The following is a 17518-nucleotide window of genomic DNA, read 5'->3' as shown; positions in this document are numbered from 1 at the left end:
GAACGCAACGGCGGAGGACTTGATGAACGTCGCAGTGCTCGGCCTCGGCGCGATGGGCGCGCCGATCGCACGGCGCCTGGAGGCGGCCGGGTTTGGCCTCACGGTGTACAACCGCTCGCCCGGGCCCGGGCGCGAGTTCGCGGAACGCGGTGTACAGGTCGCTCGAACACCCGCAGCGGCCTGCGCCGGAGTCGACGTCTGCGTGTCGATGTTGTCCGACGGCCCAGCCGTCGAGACGGTTCTGGGCGAGGTGCTTGCGGCGCCGTCACCGCCCAACGTCGTGATCGACATGTCGACCATCGACGTGACTTCGTCGACGCGCGTGGCAGAGCGCATCGCGCAGGCCGGGGTCGCGTATGTGCGCGCGCCCGTGAGCGGCAATCCCGGCGTCGTCGCTGCTGGCCGGCTCGTGATCCTCGCCTCGGGCGATCACGACGCATTCACCGCGGTGCGGCCCGTGCTCGATGCCATCGGCCCGACCGTGCTCCATCTGGGTGCCGGCGAGGAGGCGCGGGTCATGAAGCTCGCGCTCAATCTGATGGTCGCCGGCACGATGCAGCTCTTGGCCGAGGCGCTGGTCATGGGCGAGGGGCACGGGCTCGACCGCGGGCAGATGCTCGAGGTGATCGGCGGTTCGGTGGTCGGTTCGCCGTTCGCCAAGTACAAGGCAGAACCCCTGATCGCCGACGACTACAGCACCACGTTCGCCGCTCGGCTGATGCACAAGGATCTCGGCCTGGTGCTGGACTGCGCGGACGCGGCGGGTGTGCCGGTCCCGATCGCCGCGACGGTCCAGCAACTTCTGCGCGCGTGCATCGGCGCCGGGCTCGGCGAACTCGATTTCGCGGTCCTTGTGGCCAAGCTGCAACAGGACGCGGGACAGCGCAAGACGCTGCCGCAGCTCGTGTAGCTCGCTTGAACGACGCTCGTCCATCCCGGATTGACGGATAGCTCTCGGAACTCCGCTGCACGGCCGAGAACCGTCGATTCCAATCGTCTGCTGAGACTTGACACGACCGCAGTAGCTGTGTAGTAATGCTGAACTGTGGCCGACGCGGCTGGCTCGAACGGCGAGCACGCGCGGCGAGCGGAGGAATGAGCGGATGAGCCCCGATATCCCCGGCAGTTCCAGTCCCAGCTCGAGCACACCAGTGGCCGAGCCGGCACGCGCGGCGCCGGTCCCTCACCAGGTGTCCGCGCCGCGAGCCCGGACGCGAATCCGCATCGGCGGGGCGGCCGGGATCGTCGCTGCGACCGTGCTGCTGTTCCTCGTGAGCCTGATCGTCGAGCCCGAGAGCGTGCGTCACAGCTCGTTGCTGGGGATGCTCCCGTTCGCGGCGATCCTCGCGATCGTCGCGGTCGGTCAGACGTTGGTCATCCAGCAGGGTGGCATCGACCTGTCGGTGCCGGGGATGATCTCGTTGACCGTCGTGATCATGACGCGCTACCCGAACGGGGACTCGGGCAAGGTCGTGGTGGCGCTGCTGCTCGCGTTCGGCGCGGCGCTCGTCGCCGGGGTGATCACCGGGCTGCTCGTGAGCCGCGTCGGGATCACCGCGATCGTCACGACGCTCGGCATGAACGCGTTGCTCTACGGCGCCGTGCTGCAGATCTCGGGCGGTACGCCCCGCACCACGACCGACGCTCTGCGCAACTTCGCCAGCGACCGCGTCCTGGGCGTCCCGATCACGGTGCCGATCGCGGTCGCGGTCACGCTGCTGGTCGCGTTCGTGGTCAAGCGGACGGTCGCCGGCCGACGTTTCGAGGGCGTCGGTGCCAGCAACACGGGCGCGCGGGCGGCCGGCCTGGTCGTCCGCCGCTACAAACTCAGCGCCTACGTCGGGGCGACGCTGCTGTACTGCTGCGCGGGCGTGCTGCTGGCCGGCGTCGTGTCGACGCCCAGCGCCTTTCAGGGGGACAGCTACCTGCTCCCGTCGGTGGCCGCGGTGGTCCTCGGCGGTACGTCGCTGCTGGGCGGCCGCGGTGATGTCGCCGCCAGCGCGATCGCCGCGCTGTTTCTGACGCAACTGGACCAGTTCCTGCTCACCTCGGGCGTCAGCGAGGCGCTTCAGAGCCTGGTCCAGGCGTTCGCTCTTGTGGTCGGGATCGCGATCTACAGCGTCCCGTGGTCTCGCGTTCGCCAGCGCCTCACGGAGTGGCGGTCTCACCGCCCCGGGCTCGCGACGCAGGACTAGGTCAAGCCGGAATGCAATCGAGGAGAGAGCAAGCATGAGCGTCTTTGCGCAGTTCCGCCGCGGCAGCGCGGCGTGGTTCGCCATCGGCGCCGCGGCGCTCGCGATCGGCGTCGCGGCGTGCGGGGGCGACGGCGGTGGTGGAGACGCTTCGGCAGCTGCCGGCAAGCCGGTCGCCGGGGCGCCGTCTTGGTGCGGGTCCAAGAAGATCACGCTCGCTCTGGCCGACGGGTTCGGCGCGAACAACTGGCGGCGGATCACCTCGGCGGAGGCCCAGGACGAGGCCAAGAAGTGTCCGAGCGTGACGAAGTACATCTACACCGACGGCCAGGGCAACACGCAGAAGGCGATCAGTGACATCAAGGGCCTCGTCGCCCAGGGCGTGAACGCGCTCGTCGTCTTCCCCGACGCCGGCAAGGCGATCCTGCCTTCGCTGCGCCAGGCGCATCAGGCCGGCGTCGTCACGGTGCCTTACCGGGTGGACCCCGGCGGCACCCCCGGGAAGGACTACGACTACTTCATCTCGACCGACTTCACGCAGGCCGGGAAGTTGTGGGGCGACTGGCTGGTCAAGGCGCTCAACGGCAAGGGGAACGTGATCAACCTCGGCGGCCCGCCGGCGAACTCGCAGAGCCTGGCCGAGTTCGAGGGGATGAAGCAGGCGATCGCCGGCAGCCCGGGGATCAAGTTCATCGGTACGACGCCCTACTACGTCACCAACTGGGACCCTGCCGAGACGCAGAAGGTCGTCACCGCGGTGCTCGCCAAGTACCCCCAGATCGATGCCATCACGACCGACTTCGGCGCGGCACTGGCGAGCTCGTTCGGCGCGTTCGATCAGGCCAACCGCAAGATCCCGGCGGTGGCCACCGAGGACGCCAACGTCCTCGCCTGCGCATGGGATAAGCAGCAGTCCTCCAACCCGGACTTCAAGCTGTTCACGGTCGACTCGCAGAACTGGATGTCGCGCACCGCGGTGCAGTTCGCGGTGGCCAAGGCGACGGGCGGGAAGGTCCCGGACTCCACCGAGGTCCCGCAGAAGGCGTTCGAGGACTCGATCTCCGGCCAGCCCAACAAGGTCACCTGTGACCCGACGCTGTCCGGTGACGCGTTCCTCTCCAGCCACCTGACCAAGCCCCAGATCAAGGCGGCGCTGGCGAAATGACCGCGCTGCTCGAGCTGACCGGCGTCTGGAAGCGCTTCCCCGGCGTCGTCGCGCTCAAGGACGTCTCGCTCGAGCTGCGGCCGGGCGAGGTGCATGCCCTGCTCGGCGAGAACGGCGCCGGGAAGTCGACGCTGATGGGGGTCGCCGGCGGCGAGATCGCGCCCGACGAGGGCACGGTCTCGATCGCCGGTGAGATCGTCGAGCGTCTGACGCCCGACCTCGCCCGGCAACTCGGCCTGGCGATCGTCCACCAGCACCCCGCGCTGCTGCCGGACATGACCGTGGCCGAGAACCTCTCGCTCGCGGTCCGCAAGCCGGGCGAGGCGTGGATGCGCGAGGCGCTCGCCCGCGCCGGCAGTACGGCCCGCCTCTCGGACCGCATGGAGGACGTGAGCGTCGCGCAGCGCGCGTTGATCGAACTCGCCAAGGCGCTGGCGCTCGAGCCGCGGATCCTGATCCTCGACGAGCCGACCGCCGCGCTCGGGGCGGACAAGGTCCGGCGCGTGTTCGAGGCCGTGCGCGACGCGGCGGCGCGCAACGCGGCCGTCGTCTACATCTCGCACCGGCTGCCCGAGGTGCGCCAGATCGCCGATTGCGTGACGGTCATGCGCGACGGGGCGATCCAGGCCACGCGGGCGCTCGAGGAGATCAGCGACGACGAGATCCTGCACCTGATCGTCGGGCGCGCGGTCGAGGCGACGTTCCCACCCAAGGCCGAGGCGGTCGACGGCAGCAGCACATTGACCGTGCGCGGCCTGTCCGGCGACAACTTCAGTGATGTCACCCTCGATGTGCGCGCGGGGGAGATCGTCGGTCTCGCCGGGATCGCGGGCAACGGCCAGAGCGATTTCATGCGCGCACTCGCGGGCCTCGAGCGCGCGTCCGGCGAAGCGAAGCTGGCGGGGGCCGCGCTGGCGCTCGGCCGTCCCGACGCCGCGCGTCACGCCGGCGTCGCCTATCTGCCCGCCGACCGCCACGGCGAGGGCCTATTGATGAGCCTGACCGTGCGCGAGAACGCGGCGCTGTCGGCCTTGCCCGCGTACTCGTCACATGGCGTCCTCGACCGCTCCCGCGAACGGCACGCGGTCGAGGCACAGCGCACCGCGCTGAACATCCGCACGGCATCGATCGAGAACCCGGTGGCCACACTCTCGGGCGGCAACCAGCAGAAGGTCGTCCTCGCCCGGGCGCTGCTCTCCGAGCCCGCGCTGGTGCTCGCGGAGGAGCCGACGCAGGGCGTTGACGCCGGCGCGCACGTCGAGATCTACCGCATCCTGCGCGAGATCGCGTCCGCCGGCACGCCCGTCCTGGTGCTGTCGTCGGACGGTGTCGAGCTCGAGGGCCTGTGCGACCGCGTGGTGGTGTTCTCGCGCGGCCAGGTCGTGGGCGAGCTCAGCGGCGATGATGTCACCGAGGAGCGGATCGGCCGCGAGATGGTCACCGCGACGTCGCTGCGCGCCGACGAGGCCGCGCGCGCCGAGGAGACCACGGCCGATCGCGTCCGCCGCCTCGCCAAAGGCGACTACGCGCCGAGCGTGATCCTCGCCGTCGTCATCGTGCTCCTGGCGCTGTACACATGGTCGGACAACGCGCGGTTCCTGGCCTCGTTCAACATCACCTCGCTGTTGACACTCCTCGCCGCGCTGGCCTTCATGGCCTTCGGGCAACTGATCGTGGTGATGACCGCGGGCATCGACCTATCGGTCGGGCCGCTCGCCGGGCTCACCGTCGTGGTCAGCTCGTTCTTCATCGTCGACGGGAAGTCGACGGCAATGATGGTGGCCGGGTTCGCGCTGATGCTCGGCGTGTGCGTCGTGGTCGGGTTCACCAACGGCGCACTCGTGCGGTACGGCCGCTTCACGCCGGTGGCGGCGACGCTCGCCTCTTACATCGCGCTGCAAGGCGTATCGCTGCTGCTGCGGCCAGAGCAGGGCGGCTTCATCACCTCCGGCGTCGTGAATGCCGTGCAGTCCACGGTCGGCACGATCCCGGTGGCCTTGATCGTCGCCGTTGTGATGGCCGTGGCGCTCGAAGTCGGACTGCGGCGGGCACGCTGGGGGTTGTCGTTGCGTGCAGCGGGCTCTGACGAGCAGGCCGCGCATCGGCTCGGCGTCAAGAACCATCGGACATTCATCGCCGCCTACATCGCCTGCTCGTCACTGACGTTCCTGGGCGCCATCATGCTGATGGCGCAGCTCGGGGTCGGGGATCCGACGCAGGGTGTCAGCTACACGCTTTCGAGTATCACCGCGGTGGTGCTCGGTGGCGCCAGCCTGTTCGGCGGCCGGGGATCGTTCATCGGCGCGCTGCTGGGCGCGGCGCTGATCACCGAGATCACGAACGCGACGACGTTCCTGCAGTTGTCGCAGGCATGGCAGTTCTGGTTCCTGGGTCTGTTGACGCTCGCGGCCGCGGCGATCTACACCACAGCTCGGCGTGCCGGCGGCACCGCGGTGGCGTGACTGTCAAGTCGCTCGGGTCAATGTCGACCGAGGCTTTACACTCGTCGGGACGGATGATCGGATGCTGCAACCAATGAGTCGGCCGCAAGGGGATGAGGACCCCGCCGCAGTAGCGACCGCGACGGTCGGTCAGCGCCTCCGGCAGGAGCGCGAGCGGCAGAAGATCGGGCTCCGCGAGTTGGCTCGCCGCGTCGGCGTGTCGGCCAGCTTGATCTCCCAGATCGAGCTCGGGCGGGCGACGCCGTCGGTCGGCACGCTCTACACGATCGTCAACGAGCTCAGCATGTCACTCGACGAGCTGTTCTTCGACGAGCGGCCTCAGACGCCGCCTCGCAGTGCGCCGGCGCACCAGCGCCGCGACGAGACCGCCGACGATCACGACCCGAGCCACCCGCCGGTCAGACGGACCAAGCGGCGCACGCAGCCGGCGCCCGATCCTGACGGGCCTCTGGTCCGCAGCGGCGAGCGCCAGTCGATCCACCTCGGCTCCGGGGTGACGTGGGAGCGGATGAGCCCACCGACCGACCACGGCGTCGACTTCCTCTACGTGGTCTATGAGGTCGGTGGCGCCTCGGCGCCGGAGCGCTCGCTGATCCGGCATGGTGGCCGGGAGTACGGCCACCTGCTTGAAGGGCGGCTCGCGGTGACGGTCGGGTTCGACACCTACGAACTGGAGCCGGGCGACTCGATCGCCTTCGACTCGACGACGCCCCACCGCCTGTTCAACGTCGGCGATGTGCCGGCCAAAGCGCTGTGGTTCGTGATCGGGCGCGACGACACGCGCGTCACGCGCAACAACGCCGCCGCGGACTAGCCGCGGCGGCGTCGTCGGACATCACGCTGCCGGCGTCGGCTCGGCGGTGGGCATCAGGTCGGCGCCGCGGACGTAGACGCGGCCGGCGACGAGCAGCTCGTCGGCCGGGAAACGGGTGATGATGCGGCAGCCGGTCTCGGTGACGACGACCTCTTCCTCGATCCGGGCGGCGGACACGCCGTCGCTTCCCGCGCAGTAGGTCTCGATCGCGAACACCTGGTGTTCCTTGATCTCCGTCGGGCGCTCGAGCGAGTGCAAGCGCGAGATCATCGGCGACTCGTAGAGGCCGACGCCCAACCCGTGCGCGAACTGGAGCCCGAAGCAGGCCTCCTCATTGGGGAAGCCGAGCTCCTCCGCGGATGGCCACACACGCGCGATCTCGTCCGTCGTCTGGCCTGGGCGGATCAGCGCGATCGCCTGGTCGAGCCACTCGCGGCACTGCTTGTAGGCGTCGAGCTGAGAGCGGCTCGCGGTGCCCACGCTGAAGCAGCGGTAGTAGCACGTCCGGTAGCCCATGAACGAGTGGATGATGTCGAAGAAGGCGGTGTCGCCGGGGCGCAGGAGGCGGTCCGAGAACACGTGCGGGTGCGGGTTGCTGCGCGGGCCGGTGACGGCGTTGATCGCCTCGACCTGCTCGGAGCCGAGCTCGAACAGGAAGCGCATGGCATGGGCGACGATCTGGTTCTCCGTCACGCCCGGGCGCAGCATTCGATAGATCTCCTCGTACACCGCGTCGACGATCGCCGCCGCGTGGTCGAGCAGCTCGATCTCCTCCGGGGTCTTGAGCTCGCGAGCGCGCAGCATCACCTGCGAGCCGTCCGTCGTCGGGATGCCTGCGCGGTGCAGCGCGTGCAGGGCGACCATGTCGGTCATGTCGATGCCGACCGGCTCGCCCTCGAGTCCGCGCTCACGCAGCGCGTGGGCGATCTGGGCGGCCATCGCGTCCGGGACGCCGGTCTCGTCCGGCATTGCACCGCGCATCGGGGTCACGCCGGCCTGAAAGGACTCCTCCGGCAGCCAAGGCGCGTAGAGCTGGTGATGGCGCGCGGCCGATCCGAAGTCCCACAGGATCGGATCGTGTCCGCGGGGAAGCAGGACGAAGCGCGCGTTCTTGTCGCGCGCCCACTCTCCGATGTGCGTGCTCGTGGTGTAGCGGATGTTGTTCGGATCGAAGAGCAGCAAGGCGCCGAGGTCCGACTGCTCGAGCGAGGCCTTCGCCCGCTCCAGCCGATCCGACCGCAGCTTGGCGAAGTCGATCCGCTGTTCCCAATCGACGCCCATGGTGGCGCCCGGTGATGCGTTGCTCACGGTGGCTTGTTCCCTGGTCTTCGAGGGCCGTTTGTCCGCTCACACTAAACGCCACGGACCGCGTAAAGTCAAGATGAACGGCTGTATGCAGGGATTTTGTGGAGTGGCGTCGACTATGGATTGACACTTGGCGCAAATGTCCAGTAAGTTTGAATCGCCAAGACACCCGGAGGAGCCATGGCCAGCCAGACCGATCGACCCGTCGTCGACGAGCATCCGCAGAAGACCAGTCTCGAGTCCGTGCGCACGAGCGCCGCCGACCGTCCCGAGGCCGGTGAGCCCGGGTGGATCGACATGGACGTACGCTGGCTCGTCACGCGCGAGACCGTGGGCGCCGAGAAGTCGGTCTTCGGCGTCACGTACTTCCCGCCCGGGAGCACCCACGAGATCCATCGGCACCCGCACGCGGAAGAGGTCGAGTACCTGATTCAGGGTGAAGGGGTCGCGCGCGTCGGCGATGCGGACGTGTCGATGCGCGTGGGCGAAGCCGTCTTCGTGGCGCGCGACGAGCTGCACGGGTTCCGCAACACGTCCGAGACCGAGACCGCGGTGATGGTCTGGTCCTACCACGGCGCGGCGTCGCTGAGCGAGGCGGGGTACATCCCCGAGGCGTCATGACCCTGGAGGGCCGCACCGCGATCGTGACCGGCGCCGCCAAGGGCATCGGGCGCGGGATCGCAGAGGCGCTCGCCCGTCACGGTGCCGATGTCACGGTCTCCGACGTCGACGGCACCGGCGCCGAGGAGACCGCGGCCGCGATCGGCGCGCGGGCCGCGCAGGTCGACGTCACTGACGCCGGATCGATCTCTGCGCTCGTGGACGAGACGATCGAGCGCGCGGGACGGATCGACATCCTCGTCAACAACGCGGGCGTGTCGAAGAGCTTGCCGTTCGTCGAGATCGACGAGGCCGAATGGGACCGCGTCTTCGACATCAACGTCAAAGGCGTCTTCCTGGTCTGTCGCGCGGTTGCCCCGCACATGATCGAGCGGCGCGCGGGCAAGATCATCAACGTCGCCTCGATGGTCGGCAAGGAGGCGATCCCGTTGTTCGTGCACTACTCGGCCTCGAAGTTCGCCGTGATCGGGATCACCCAAGGGCTTGCCAAAGAGCTCGCCGCCTACGACATCAACGTCAACGCCGTCTGCCCGGGCGTCGTGCGCACGCCCCTGTGGGAGCCGCTCCTGGACCAGCTCTCCGCGAACAAGGGCATCACGCGCGAAGCGGCGTTCGATGAGTTCATCGCCGGCGTCCCGCTCGGGCGCCCCCAGACGCCGGAGGACGTCGGTGAGGTCGTCGCGTTCCTCGCGTCCGACCAGGCGCGCAACATGACCGGGCAGGGCATCAACGTCACCGGCGGGATGCAACTCCACTGATGTCCGGCTCCGATCGTCACGCGCTGGTCGTCGGCGTCACCGGGATCTCCGGCAACAACGTCGCCCGTCGGCTGGCGGGCAACGGGTGGCGCGTCACGGGGGTCTCGCGCCGCGCCGCGGAGGTGCCCGAGGGCGTCGCCCACGTCGCCGCCGACATCACAGACGCCGAGGCCACGCGAGCCGCGCTCGCGGATACGCGGCCGACTCATCTCTTCTTCTGCACGTGGTCCCGGCAGGCAGACGAGGCGGGGAACATCCGCGTCAACGGCGCGATGCTGCGCAACGTGCTCGAGGCGGTGGGCGGCTCGCTCCAGCACGCGGCGCTGGTAACTGGGCTCAAGCACTATCTCGGGCCGTTCGAGGCCTACGCGCAGACCAAGCCCGACACGCCCTTCGTCGAGGAGCAGCCGCGGCTGCCGTACGAGAACTTCTACTACGAGCAGGAGGACATCCTGTTCGAGGCGGCCGAGCGTGAAGGGTTCACGTGGTCGGTGCATCGTCCGCACACGATGATCGGCTGGGCGCTGGGCAACGCCATGAACATGGGCGTCACGCTCGCGGTGTACGGCTCGATCTGCAAACAGACAGGGCGACCGTTCGTCTTCCCGGGCACCCCCGAGCAATACGAGGGCGTGACCGACATCACCGACGCGCGGCTGTTGGCGGCGCAGCTCGAATGGGCCGCGACCACGCCGGCGGCGGCCGACGAAGCGTTCAACATCGTCAACGGCGACGTGTTCCGCTGGAAGCGCATGTGGCGCGTCGTTGCCGAGGGGCTCGGCCTGGAGGCCGCGCCGTACCCCGGCGCTCCGACGCCGCTCGAGGAACAGATGCGCGACGCCGGCCCGCTCTGGGAGACGATGGTCGAGCGGTACGGCCTGCGGTCGTACCGCGTCGAGCAACTGGCCTCCTGGTGGCACACCGACGCGGACCTCGGGCGCACGCTCGAGACCTTCACGAGCATGGGCAAGTCGCGGCGCTTCGGCTTTCTCTCGTACCAGGACAGCGCCGCCTCGTTCCTCGATGTCTTCGACGCGCTCCGGCGCGAGCGCATCATCCCGAGCGCGTAGGAGCTGACATGCACGCGATCCATCACACGGGCATCACGGTCTCGGACCTCGATCGGTCCATCGGCTTCTACCACGACGTCCTCGGGCTTCCGTTCGCCTCCGAGCCGAGCGGGGTCTTCGACGACCCCGGGCTCGGCGCGAAGGTCGGCGTACCCGGCGCCAAGCTGCGCTTGGTCACGTTCGCCGTCGGTGACGGGTTGCTCGAGCTGCTCGAGTACGTCGAGCCCGCGTCGCCGGTCGCGGAGCCGCTGCCGCAGAACGCACTGGGCTCGCAGCACGTCGCATTGCATGTGCATGACGTGGCGGCCGAGGTCGAACGGCTCCGCGCGTTGGGCGTCGACTTCCTCAGCGACGTGACGGTCGTCGACGACGGCGTGCTCGCCGGCTGGCGCTGGGTCTACTTCCGCGACCCCGATGGGATCCTGGTCGAGCTCGTCGAGATCGCGTACTCGAACGCCTGACATCGAGGTGGACATGACGATTTCACAGAGCGAGCCGAAAGCCACCGAGCCGGCACCGGCCGACGCGCTCGAGCTCTACCGCACCGTCCGGCTGATCAGGCGCTTCGAGGAGACCGTGCAGCGGCTCTTCCTCCGAGGCGAGGTGCACGGGACGACGCACCTGTACATCGGCCAGGAGGCCGTCGCGACCGGGGTCGGCAGCGCACTCGGTCCCGACGACCGCGTCGCCGCCACCTACCGCGGGCACGGGCATGCGCTGTCGATCGGCGTCGATCCGCGAGCGCTGCTGGACGAGATGCTCGGCCGCAGCACCGGCGTATGCGGCGGACGCGCGGGATCGATGAACGTCATCGACCTCGAGCACCGGCTGATCGGCTCGTTCGGGATCGTCGGCGGCAGCATGTCCGCCGCGGTGGGCGCTGCGCTGGCGTTGCGCGCACGGGGCGGCGTGGCCGTCGCGTACTTCGGCGACGGGGCGACCAACCACGGCTACTTCCACGAGTGCCTGAACTTCGCCGCGGTCAACCGGCTGCCGGTCGTGTTCGTGTGCGAGAACAACCTCTACGGCGAGTTCACGCCATGGGAGGAGGTCACCGCCGGGCAGATCATCGATCGCCCGCGCAGCTACGGCATCAGCGCGTCACAGGTCGACGGGATGGACGTGTTCGCGGTGCGGGCGGCAGCTGACGCCGCGGTGGCCGCGGCGCGTGCAGGCGACGGCCCGGTGTTCCTCGAGGCGCTGACGTACCGGTTCGTCGGGCACTCGCGAAGTGACCCCGCTGCCTACCGCAAGCCCGGCGAGCTTGACGCATGGCGCGAGCGTGACCCGCTGAAGGTCGCGGCAGCGGCGTTGCGCGAGCGGTTCGGCATCGGCGACGACGAGATCTCGGGCGTCGACGAGGCGGTCGACGCCGACATGGAGCGCATCGCCGAGGAGGCGCTCGCCGCTCCGTACCCCGAGCCCTCCGACTCCGACGCGGAGTTCCGCCCGTGACGACCGCGGCCGCGACGCTCGTCGTCATGCCCCGCCTCTCGGATGCGATGGAGGAGGGCACGATCGTCCGCTGGTGCAAGGCCGACGGCGACGTCGTCGAGGTGGGCGACGAGCTCGTCGAGATCGAGACCGACAAGGCCACGATGCCTTACGAAGCCGAGGCCGCCGGCGTTTTGCACCAGCTCGCCGCCGTAGGGGAGACGGTCGCGCTCGGCGCGCCGCTCGCGGAGTTGCTCCCGGAGCGTGACGGGAACGGTCGCGTCCCGGCCTCGCCCGTCGCACGCCGGATCGCCGCCGACCTGGCGATCGACCTCGCCACGCTGCTCCCGGGCTCAGGCCCGCGGGGGAGAGTGGTCAAGCGCGACGTGGAGCGCGCCGCGGCCGCGCCTTGCGCGGGTGCCGCGCAGGGCCACGCCGCTGCGCCGCCCGCCGCGTCGGCGCCCCCGCCCACCGCGCCGCCGCCCGCGGCCGCGACCTCGCCGCCCTCTTCTGCCGAACGGCCGGGCGCGCCCACCGCTCCTGACGGCGCCAAGGGCGCGGTCTCGTTCGATGACCTCTCGCGGCTGCAGACCACCGTCGCGCGGCGGATGTCGGACTCGCGCGCGACCGTCCCCGACTTCGAGGTCGAGATGCGCGTCGACGCGGCTGCGCTGGTCGAGCTGCGGGCGCAGCTCAAGCGCGACCTTGGCGAGGCGCCGTCGTACAACGACTTCGTCATCAAGGCTTGCGCACGCGCGCTCGCCGCGCACCCGCGCGTGAACGGCGCCTACCGCGACGGCAGGATCGAGCGCTACACGCGCGTCAACATCGGCGTGGCGGTCGCGGCCGAGGACGCGCTCCTCGTACCGGTCGTCACCGACGCCGACGTCAAGTCGATCGGCACGATCGCCGCCGAGACGCGGCGGCTGGCCGAGCGCGCGCGAAACGGCGAGCTCACACCGCCCGAGCTGGCCGGCGGGACGTTCACGATCTCGAACCTCGGGATGTTCGGCGTCACGCGGTTCACCGCCGTCGTCAACCCGCCGCAGGCGGCGATCCTCGCGGTCGGCGCGCTCGAGCCGGGTCCCGTCGTACGCGATGGTGAGCTGCGGCTCGGACATGTGATGACGCTCACGCTGTGCTCCGACCACCGGATCCTCTACGGAGCGGATGCTGCGGCGTTCCTTGCGGACGTCCGCGCGGGGCTGCAGGAGCCACTTCGACTGCTCGTGTAGGAGGAAACCCGTGGAGACCATCGAGTTCCGCAAGGCGATCCGCGACGCGCTCGACGAGGAGCTCGAGCGTGATCCGTCAGTCGTGTTCTTCGGCGAGGACGTCGCCAAACCCGGCGGCGTGTTCGCGGTCACGCCGGGGCTGCGCGAACGCCATGGCGCCGACCGCGTCTTCGACACGCCGATCTCAGAGTTGGTCATCTCCGGGGCGGCGTTCGGCGCCGCGGTCAACGGCCTGCGCCCGGTGATCGAGATCATGTTCGGCGACTTCCTGCCGCTGGCGATGGACGCGATCGTCAACCAGGCGGCGAAGTACTGGTACCTGTCCAACGAGCAGGCGTCGGTGCCATTGGTCGTGCGCTCGACGCTCGGTGCGGGCGGCAACTTCGGCGCGATCCACTCGCAGAACCCGGCCAGCTGGTTCATGGGGGTGCCGGGGTTGAAGATCGTCGCGCCGTCGACGCCGGGCGACGCGAAGGCGCTGTTGAAAGCCTCGATCCGCGACGACAACCCAGTGCTCTTCCTCGAGCACAAGCGCCTGTACTCGGTCAAGGGAGAGGTCAACGGCGCCGCCGCCGAACTGGGCCGCGCGGAGGTTCGGCGCGCGGGCGCCGACGTGACGCTCGTCTCGGCGATGAAGTCGGTGACCGACTGCCTCGACGCCGCGGCGAAGCTGGCCGACGACAGCATCGACGCCGAGGTGATCGACCTGCGCACGCTGCGCCCACTCGACATGGACACGGTCTTGGCATCGGTGGCCAAGACCAACCGCATCGTCGTCGTCGAGGAGGGGCCGCGCACAGGCGGTTGGGCGGGCGAAGTGCTGGCCCGTGTGGTCGAGGAGGCCCTCCATGATCTCGACGACGCTTGGCGAATCGCCACCCCCGACCAGCCGATCCCGTACAGCCCACCGCTCGAGGCCGACTTCCTGCCTTCGGCGGAGACGATCGCCGCGAACATCAAGGAGCGGCTCGGATGAAGGCGGTTCGTTTCCACGGCGCAGGCGACGTCCGCGTCGAGCAGGTCGACGGCCTGCCCGCGCCCGGCCCGGGACAGGTCCTACTCCGGGTCAGCACGGTCGGCATCTGCGGCACCGACGGCCTCGAGTACAAGCAGGGCCCTGTCCTCGTCCGGCCGCTCGACACCCCGCACCCGGTCACCGGACATGTGGGCCCGCTGACGCTCGGGCACGAGTTCGCGGGCGAGGTCACGGCCGTTGGCGACGGCGTCGACGACCTGCGACCCGGCGTGCTCGTCGCGTGCGGCGCCGGGATGTCGTGCGGTACGTGCGGGCCGTGCCGCGACGGCCGGACGAACCTCTGCACCACATACGCCACGATCGGGTTCCATCAGGACGGCGGTCTGGCCGAGGCGGTACTGGCACCGGCGGCCATCTGCTTCGACGCCGGCGCCTACGGCCTCGGCGCTGACGCCGCCGCGCTCGCACAGCCCATGGCGATCGCCGTCCACGCTGCTCGCCGTGGTCGTGTTGCGGACGGCGAATTGGCCGCGATCATCGGGGTCGGTGGCATCGGCTCATTCCTCACCTACGCCGCGAGCGCGATGGGCGCCACCGTCGTGGTCGCGGACACCGACCCGCAGAAGCTCGAGATCGCCGCGGCGCTCGGCGCGGCCCGCACGGTCGACGTGAGTGCGGGAGAGACGTTGGAAGAGGCGCTCGACCGCGCCCCGGACGTGATCTTCGAGGCCTCGGGCGCGGCGGTGGCCCTCGAACAGGCGCTGCGGCTGGCGCCTCGCGGCGGGCGCATCGTCGCCGTCGGAGTGCAGAAGGCCCCGCCGCCGGTCGACATGGCGCGGGTCACGCTCGACGAGCTCGAGTTGATCGGCACGGTCGCCCACGTCGTCGCCGACGATTTCCCGGAAGCGCTGCGCTTGCTCGCTGCGCGTGAGGTGGGCTGGGCGGACGTGGCGCCCGACGTGCTGCCGCTCGACGATGTGCTCGACGCCGGCATCCGCCCCCTCGCCAACGGCTCCAGTGATCGCATCAAGGCGCTGTTCGATCCGTCGGCGGCGACCACTCGACCGGCGCGCTACTGATGCGGCTCGGCAACGGGCTCGGCCACCTGACGTACTCGATGCTCGTCCATCCCGGCGACACGTTGGACCAGCTGTGGGAGAGCCTCACCACCTACGTCCCACGCGTGAAGGCCCGCGTGTCACCGGACGCGCCGTTCGGTCTCTGTCTGCGCGTTTCGGCAGCGTCCGCGGCGACGCTTGCCGCCGACGCCGCAGCGCGCGACGCCCTGCGCACGTTCCTGCTCGAGAACGACCTCTACGTGTTCACCGTCAACGCGTTCGTCTACGGCGGCTTCAAGGACGTGCTGGTCAAGGAGCGCGTGTACGAGCCCGACTGGGAGACCGAGGACCGCGTGCGTTACACGTGCCAGGTCGCGGACCTCCTGGCCGAGATCTCCCCCGCGGAGGTCCAGCCGTCGATCCAGACGCCCCCGATGGGTTTCAAGCCCAAGGTCACGGGGCCGGACGTGATCGACTCCTACCGCCGCAACGTGCTGCGCGTCGCGGCGCACCTGGTCGAGCTCGAGCGCCGTACGGGCAAGACGATCACGCTCGCGATCGAGCCAGAGCCGGCCTGCTTCGTCGAAACCGCGGACGAGGCGATCGACTACTTCGCGAACCACCTCTACAGCGGCGACGCGGCGCGCACACTGGCCGCGCTCGCCGGCCTCCCCGTGTCAGAGGCCACGGCCGCGTTGCGCCGCCACATCGGCCTCGTCTACGACGTCGGCCACCAGGCCGTCGAGTTCGAGGATCCACGCCCGGCGCTGAACAAGCTGGTGGACGCGGGCATCCCGATCTTCAAGTTCCAGCTCGCCGCCGCGCTGCGCGTGCCCGAGGTCCGCCCGGACGAGGTCGAGCGCTTGGAGCGCTTCGCCGGCACGATCTACCTGACCCAGACCGTCGAACGCCGCGGCAGCGCGATCACGCACTACCTGAACCTCGAGGACGCGCTGGCCGCGTACGCCGCCGACCCAGGCGGAGCGCCGCGTGAATGGCGCATCCACTTCCACGTGCCGATCTTCCTCGGGCACCTCGGGGCGGTGCAGACGACCCGCGCGCAGACCTCCGACGCACTCGCCCTGCATCGAGAGCGCCCGCTGTCACGACACGTGGAGATCGAGACGTATACGTTCGACGTGCTTCCCGACGAGTTCAAGACGGGAGACATCGTCGACTACGTCTCACGTGAGATCGAATGGGCGGCGGCCGAGCTCGGCCAGCGCCCACTGACCACCGCTCTGGAGGGCTGATACATGCGTGCGGTTCGCTTCCACGGTCGCCGGGACATCCGCGTCGAGGACGTCCCGGACCCGCCGGCGCCCCACGGGCACGAGATCCTCGTCCAGCCGCGCTGGTGCGGAATCTGCGGCACGGACCTGCACGAGTACGTTGCCGGCCCGATCGTCACGCCCGTCGAGCCACACCCGCTGACCGGCGCACAGAACCCGCAGATCCTCGGGCACGAGTTCTCGGCCGACGTGCTCGCGATCGGCGAGGACGTCCGGACCGTGGCGGTCGGCGACCGCGTCGCGATCATGCCGCTCGCCTACTGCGGGCAGTGCTACTTCTGCGTGCGCGGGCTCAACCACCTCTGCGAGAAGATGGGCTGCGTCGGACTCAGCTGGGCGTGGGGCGGGCTGGGCGAGCAGGCGATCGTGCTCGAGTACCAGGCCGCGGTGATCCCCGAGTCGCTGTCGTACGAGCAAGGCGCGCTGATCGAACCCGCCGCGGTCGCGATGTACGGCGTCGAGCGCGGGAAGGTCGGCCCAGGAGACACCGTCCTGGTCACTGGTGGCGGCCCGATCGGCGCGCTCGCCGTGCTCTGCGCCAAGGCAGCCGGCGCCGCCGCGGTCTACCTCTCAGAGCCCAACGCCCAGCGCCGCGCGCACGCTGAGAAGCTCGCGCCGTCGGACATTCTCGATCCCACCGCCCAGGACATCGTGCAAACGCTACGCGCGCGCACCGGCGGCGTCGGCGTCGACGTCGCGATCGAGTGCGCTGGCAACGGCCGCGCGCTCTCGGACTGCGTGCGCGCGACCCGGCGCGCGGGCGTCGTCGTCCAGACCGGTCTGCACGTCGGCACCACCGAGGTCGACCCGATGCTCTGGTCACTCAACGACCTCACCATCGAAGGGACCTGGTGCTACAAGGTCTACGACTGGCCGCGGATCGCCGCGCTGATCGCGAACGGCGACCTGCCGGTTCAGGACGTGATCACGGCTCGGGTCGAGGCGGGCGATGTCGTGAGCGGCGGCTTCGACGTCCTCGCCGATCCCCAGGGCGCCGAGGTCAAAGTGCTCGTCGCGGTCGGCTCCTAGCCGCCGGGGGCCAGGCCGTCCAGCAGCCGATGAACGGCGAAAGCCCCGCGGGTGCGGGGCTTTCGTGCAATGCGCCGAAGAGGACTCGAACCTCCACCCGGTTAGCC

Annotated in this window: 16 protein-coding genes; 15 read left to right on the top strand and 1 reads right to left on the bottom strand. The window is 69.9% G+C overall.

Going from position 1 to position 17518, the window contains the following annotated elements; translation table 11 throughout:
* Positions 1-22 precede the first annotated feature (22 nt).
* From G569_RS62580 to G569_RS48375, 5 genes are all read left to right on the top strand, one after another.
* Positions 23-910 carry an NAD(P)-dependent oxidoreductase gene (locus G569_RS62580; RefSeq protein WP_028063899.1) on the top strand — a complete coding sequence of 296 codons (888 nt, stop codon included), beginning with the start codon at positions 23-25 and terminating at the stop codon, positions 908-910.
* A 346-nt stretch (positions 911-1256) separates the two neighbouring features.
* A complete protein-coding gene (locus G569_RS0114250; RefSeq protein WP_245602489.1) occupies positions 1257-2195 on the top strand; it encodes an ABC transporter permease in 939 nt (312 codons plus the stop codon).
* Positions 2196-2229: 34 nt separating this feature from the next.
* The gene (locus G569_RS0114245) at positions 2230-3357 is read left to right on the top strand and encodes a substrate-binding domain-containing protein (protein ID WP_084284931.1); all 1128 of its coding nucleotides are present in this window, start codon (positions 2230-2232) and stop codon (positions 3355-3357) included.
* On the top strand, positions 3354-5819 hold the full coding sequence (locus G569_RS48380) for an ATP-binding cassette domain-containing protein (RefSeq protein WP_037496609.1): 2466 nt from the start codon (positions 3354-3356) through the stop codon (positions 5817-5819). The genes G569_RS0114245 and G569_RS48380 overlap by 4 nt, the downstream gene beginning before the upstream one ends.
* Positions 5820-5892: 73 nt before the next feature.
* Positions 5893-6633, top strand: a complete 741-nt coding sequence (locus G569_RS48375; protein WP_053226355.1) for a helix-turn-helix domain-containing protein — start codon at positions 5893-5895, stop codon at positions 6631-6633.
* 21 nt (positions 6634-6654) lie between these two features.
* On the opposite strand, the gene G569_RS48370 is transcribed toward G569_RS48375, so the two are convergent.
* Positions 6655-7941: a M24 family metallopeptidase gene (locus G569_RS48370; protein ID WP_211232990.1), complete on the bottom strand. Its 1287-nt coding sequence runs from the start codon at positions 7939-7941 to the stop codon at positions 6655-6657.
* Positions 7942-8118: 177 nt separating this feature from the next.
* On the opposite strand from G569_RS48370, the gene G569_RS57945 reads away from it, so the two are divergent.
* The 10 genes from G569_RS57945 to G569_RS0114180 are packed head-to-tail and all read left to right on the top strand — an operon-like array spanning position 8119 to position 17411.
* Positions 8119-8559, top strand: coding sequence for a cupin domain-containing protein (locus G569_RS57945; protein ID WP_053226353.1), 441 nt, complete (start codon positions 8119-8121; stop codon positions 8557-8559).
* On the top strand, positions 8556-9317 hold the full coding sequence (locus tag G569_RS0114220) for an SDR family NAD(P)-dependent oxidoreductase (RefSeq protein WP_028063896.1): 762 nt from the start codon (positions 8556-8558) through the stop codon (positions 9315-9317). The genes G569_RS57945 and G569_RS0114220 overlap by 4 nt, the downstream gene beginning before the upstream one ends.
* A complete protein-coding gene (locus G569_RS0114215) occupies positions 9317-10387 on the top strand; it encodes an SDR family oxidoreductase (RefSeq protein WP_037496607.1) in 1071 nt (356 codons plus the stop codon). Before G569_RS0114220 ends, G569_RS0114215 begins: the two co-directional genes overlap by 1 nt.
* An 8-nt stretch (positions 10388-10395) precedes the next feature.
* Entirely contained in the window at positions 10396-10848 is a 453-nt protein-coding gene (locus tag G569_RS48360) for a VOC family protein (RefSeq protein WP_053226352.1), read from the top strand.
* Positions 10849-10861: 13 nt separating this feature from the next.
* Positions 10862-11842, top strand: a complete 981-nt coding sequence (locus tag G569_RS0114205; protein ID WP_028063894.1) for a thiamine pyrophosphate-dependent dehydrogenase E1 component subunit alpha — start codon at positions 10862-10864, stop codon at positions 11840-11842.
* A 26-nt stretch (positions 11843-11868) separates the two neighbouring features.
* Entirely contained in the window at positions 11869-13056 is a 1188-nt protein-coding gene (locus G569_RS0114200; protein WP_037496736.1) for a dihydrolipoamide acetyltransferase family protein, read from the top strand.
* Positions 13057-13066: 10 nt separating this feature from the next.
* A complete protein-coding gene (locus tag G569_RS0114195; RefSeq protein ID WP_028063892.1) occupies positions 13067-14032 on the top strand; it encodes an alpha-ketoacid dehydrogenase subunit beta in 966 nt (321 codons plus the stop codon).
* Entirely contained in the window at positions 14029-15111 is a 1083-nt protein-coding gene (locus tag G569_RS0114190) for a zinc-dependent alcohol dehydrogenase (protein ID WP_028063891.1), read from the top strand. Before G569_RS0114195 ends, G569_RS0114190 begins: the two co-directional genes overlap by 4 nt.
* A complete protein-coding gene (gene eboE / locus G569_RS48355) occupies positions 15111-16343 on the top strand; it encodes a metabolite traffic protein EboE (protein ID WP_037496605.1) in 1233 nt (410 codons plus the stop codon). Before G569_RS0114190 ends, eboE begins: the two co-directional genes overlap by 1 nt.
* Positions 16344-16346: 3 nt before the next feature.
* On the top strand, positions 16347-17411 hold the full coding sequence (locus G569_RS0114180; RefSeq protein WP_028063890.1) for a 2,3-butanediol dehydrogenase: 1065 nt from the start codon (positions 16347-16349) through the stop codon (positions 17409-17411).
* The last annotated feature ends 107 nt before the right edge of the window (positions 17412-17518 follow it).

This window comes from Solirubrobacter soli DSM 22325, assembly GCF_000423665.1.
GTDB lineage: Bacteria > Actinomycetota > Thermoleophilia > Solirubrobacterales > Solirubrobacteraceae > Solirubrobacter > Solirubrobacter soli.
The sequence above is the reverse complement of the archived record's forward strand: the minus strand, read 5'-3'. Positions and strand labels throughout refer to the sequence as shown.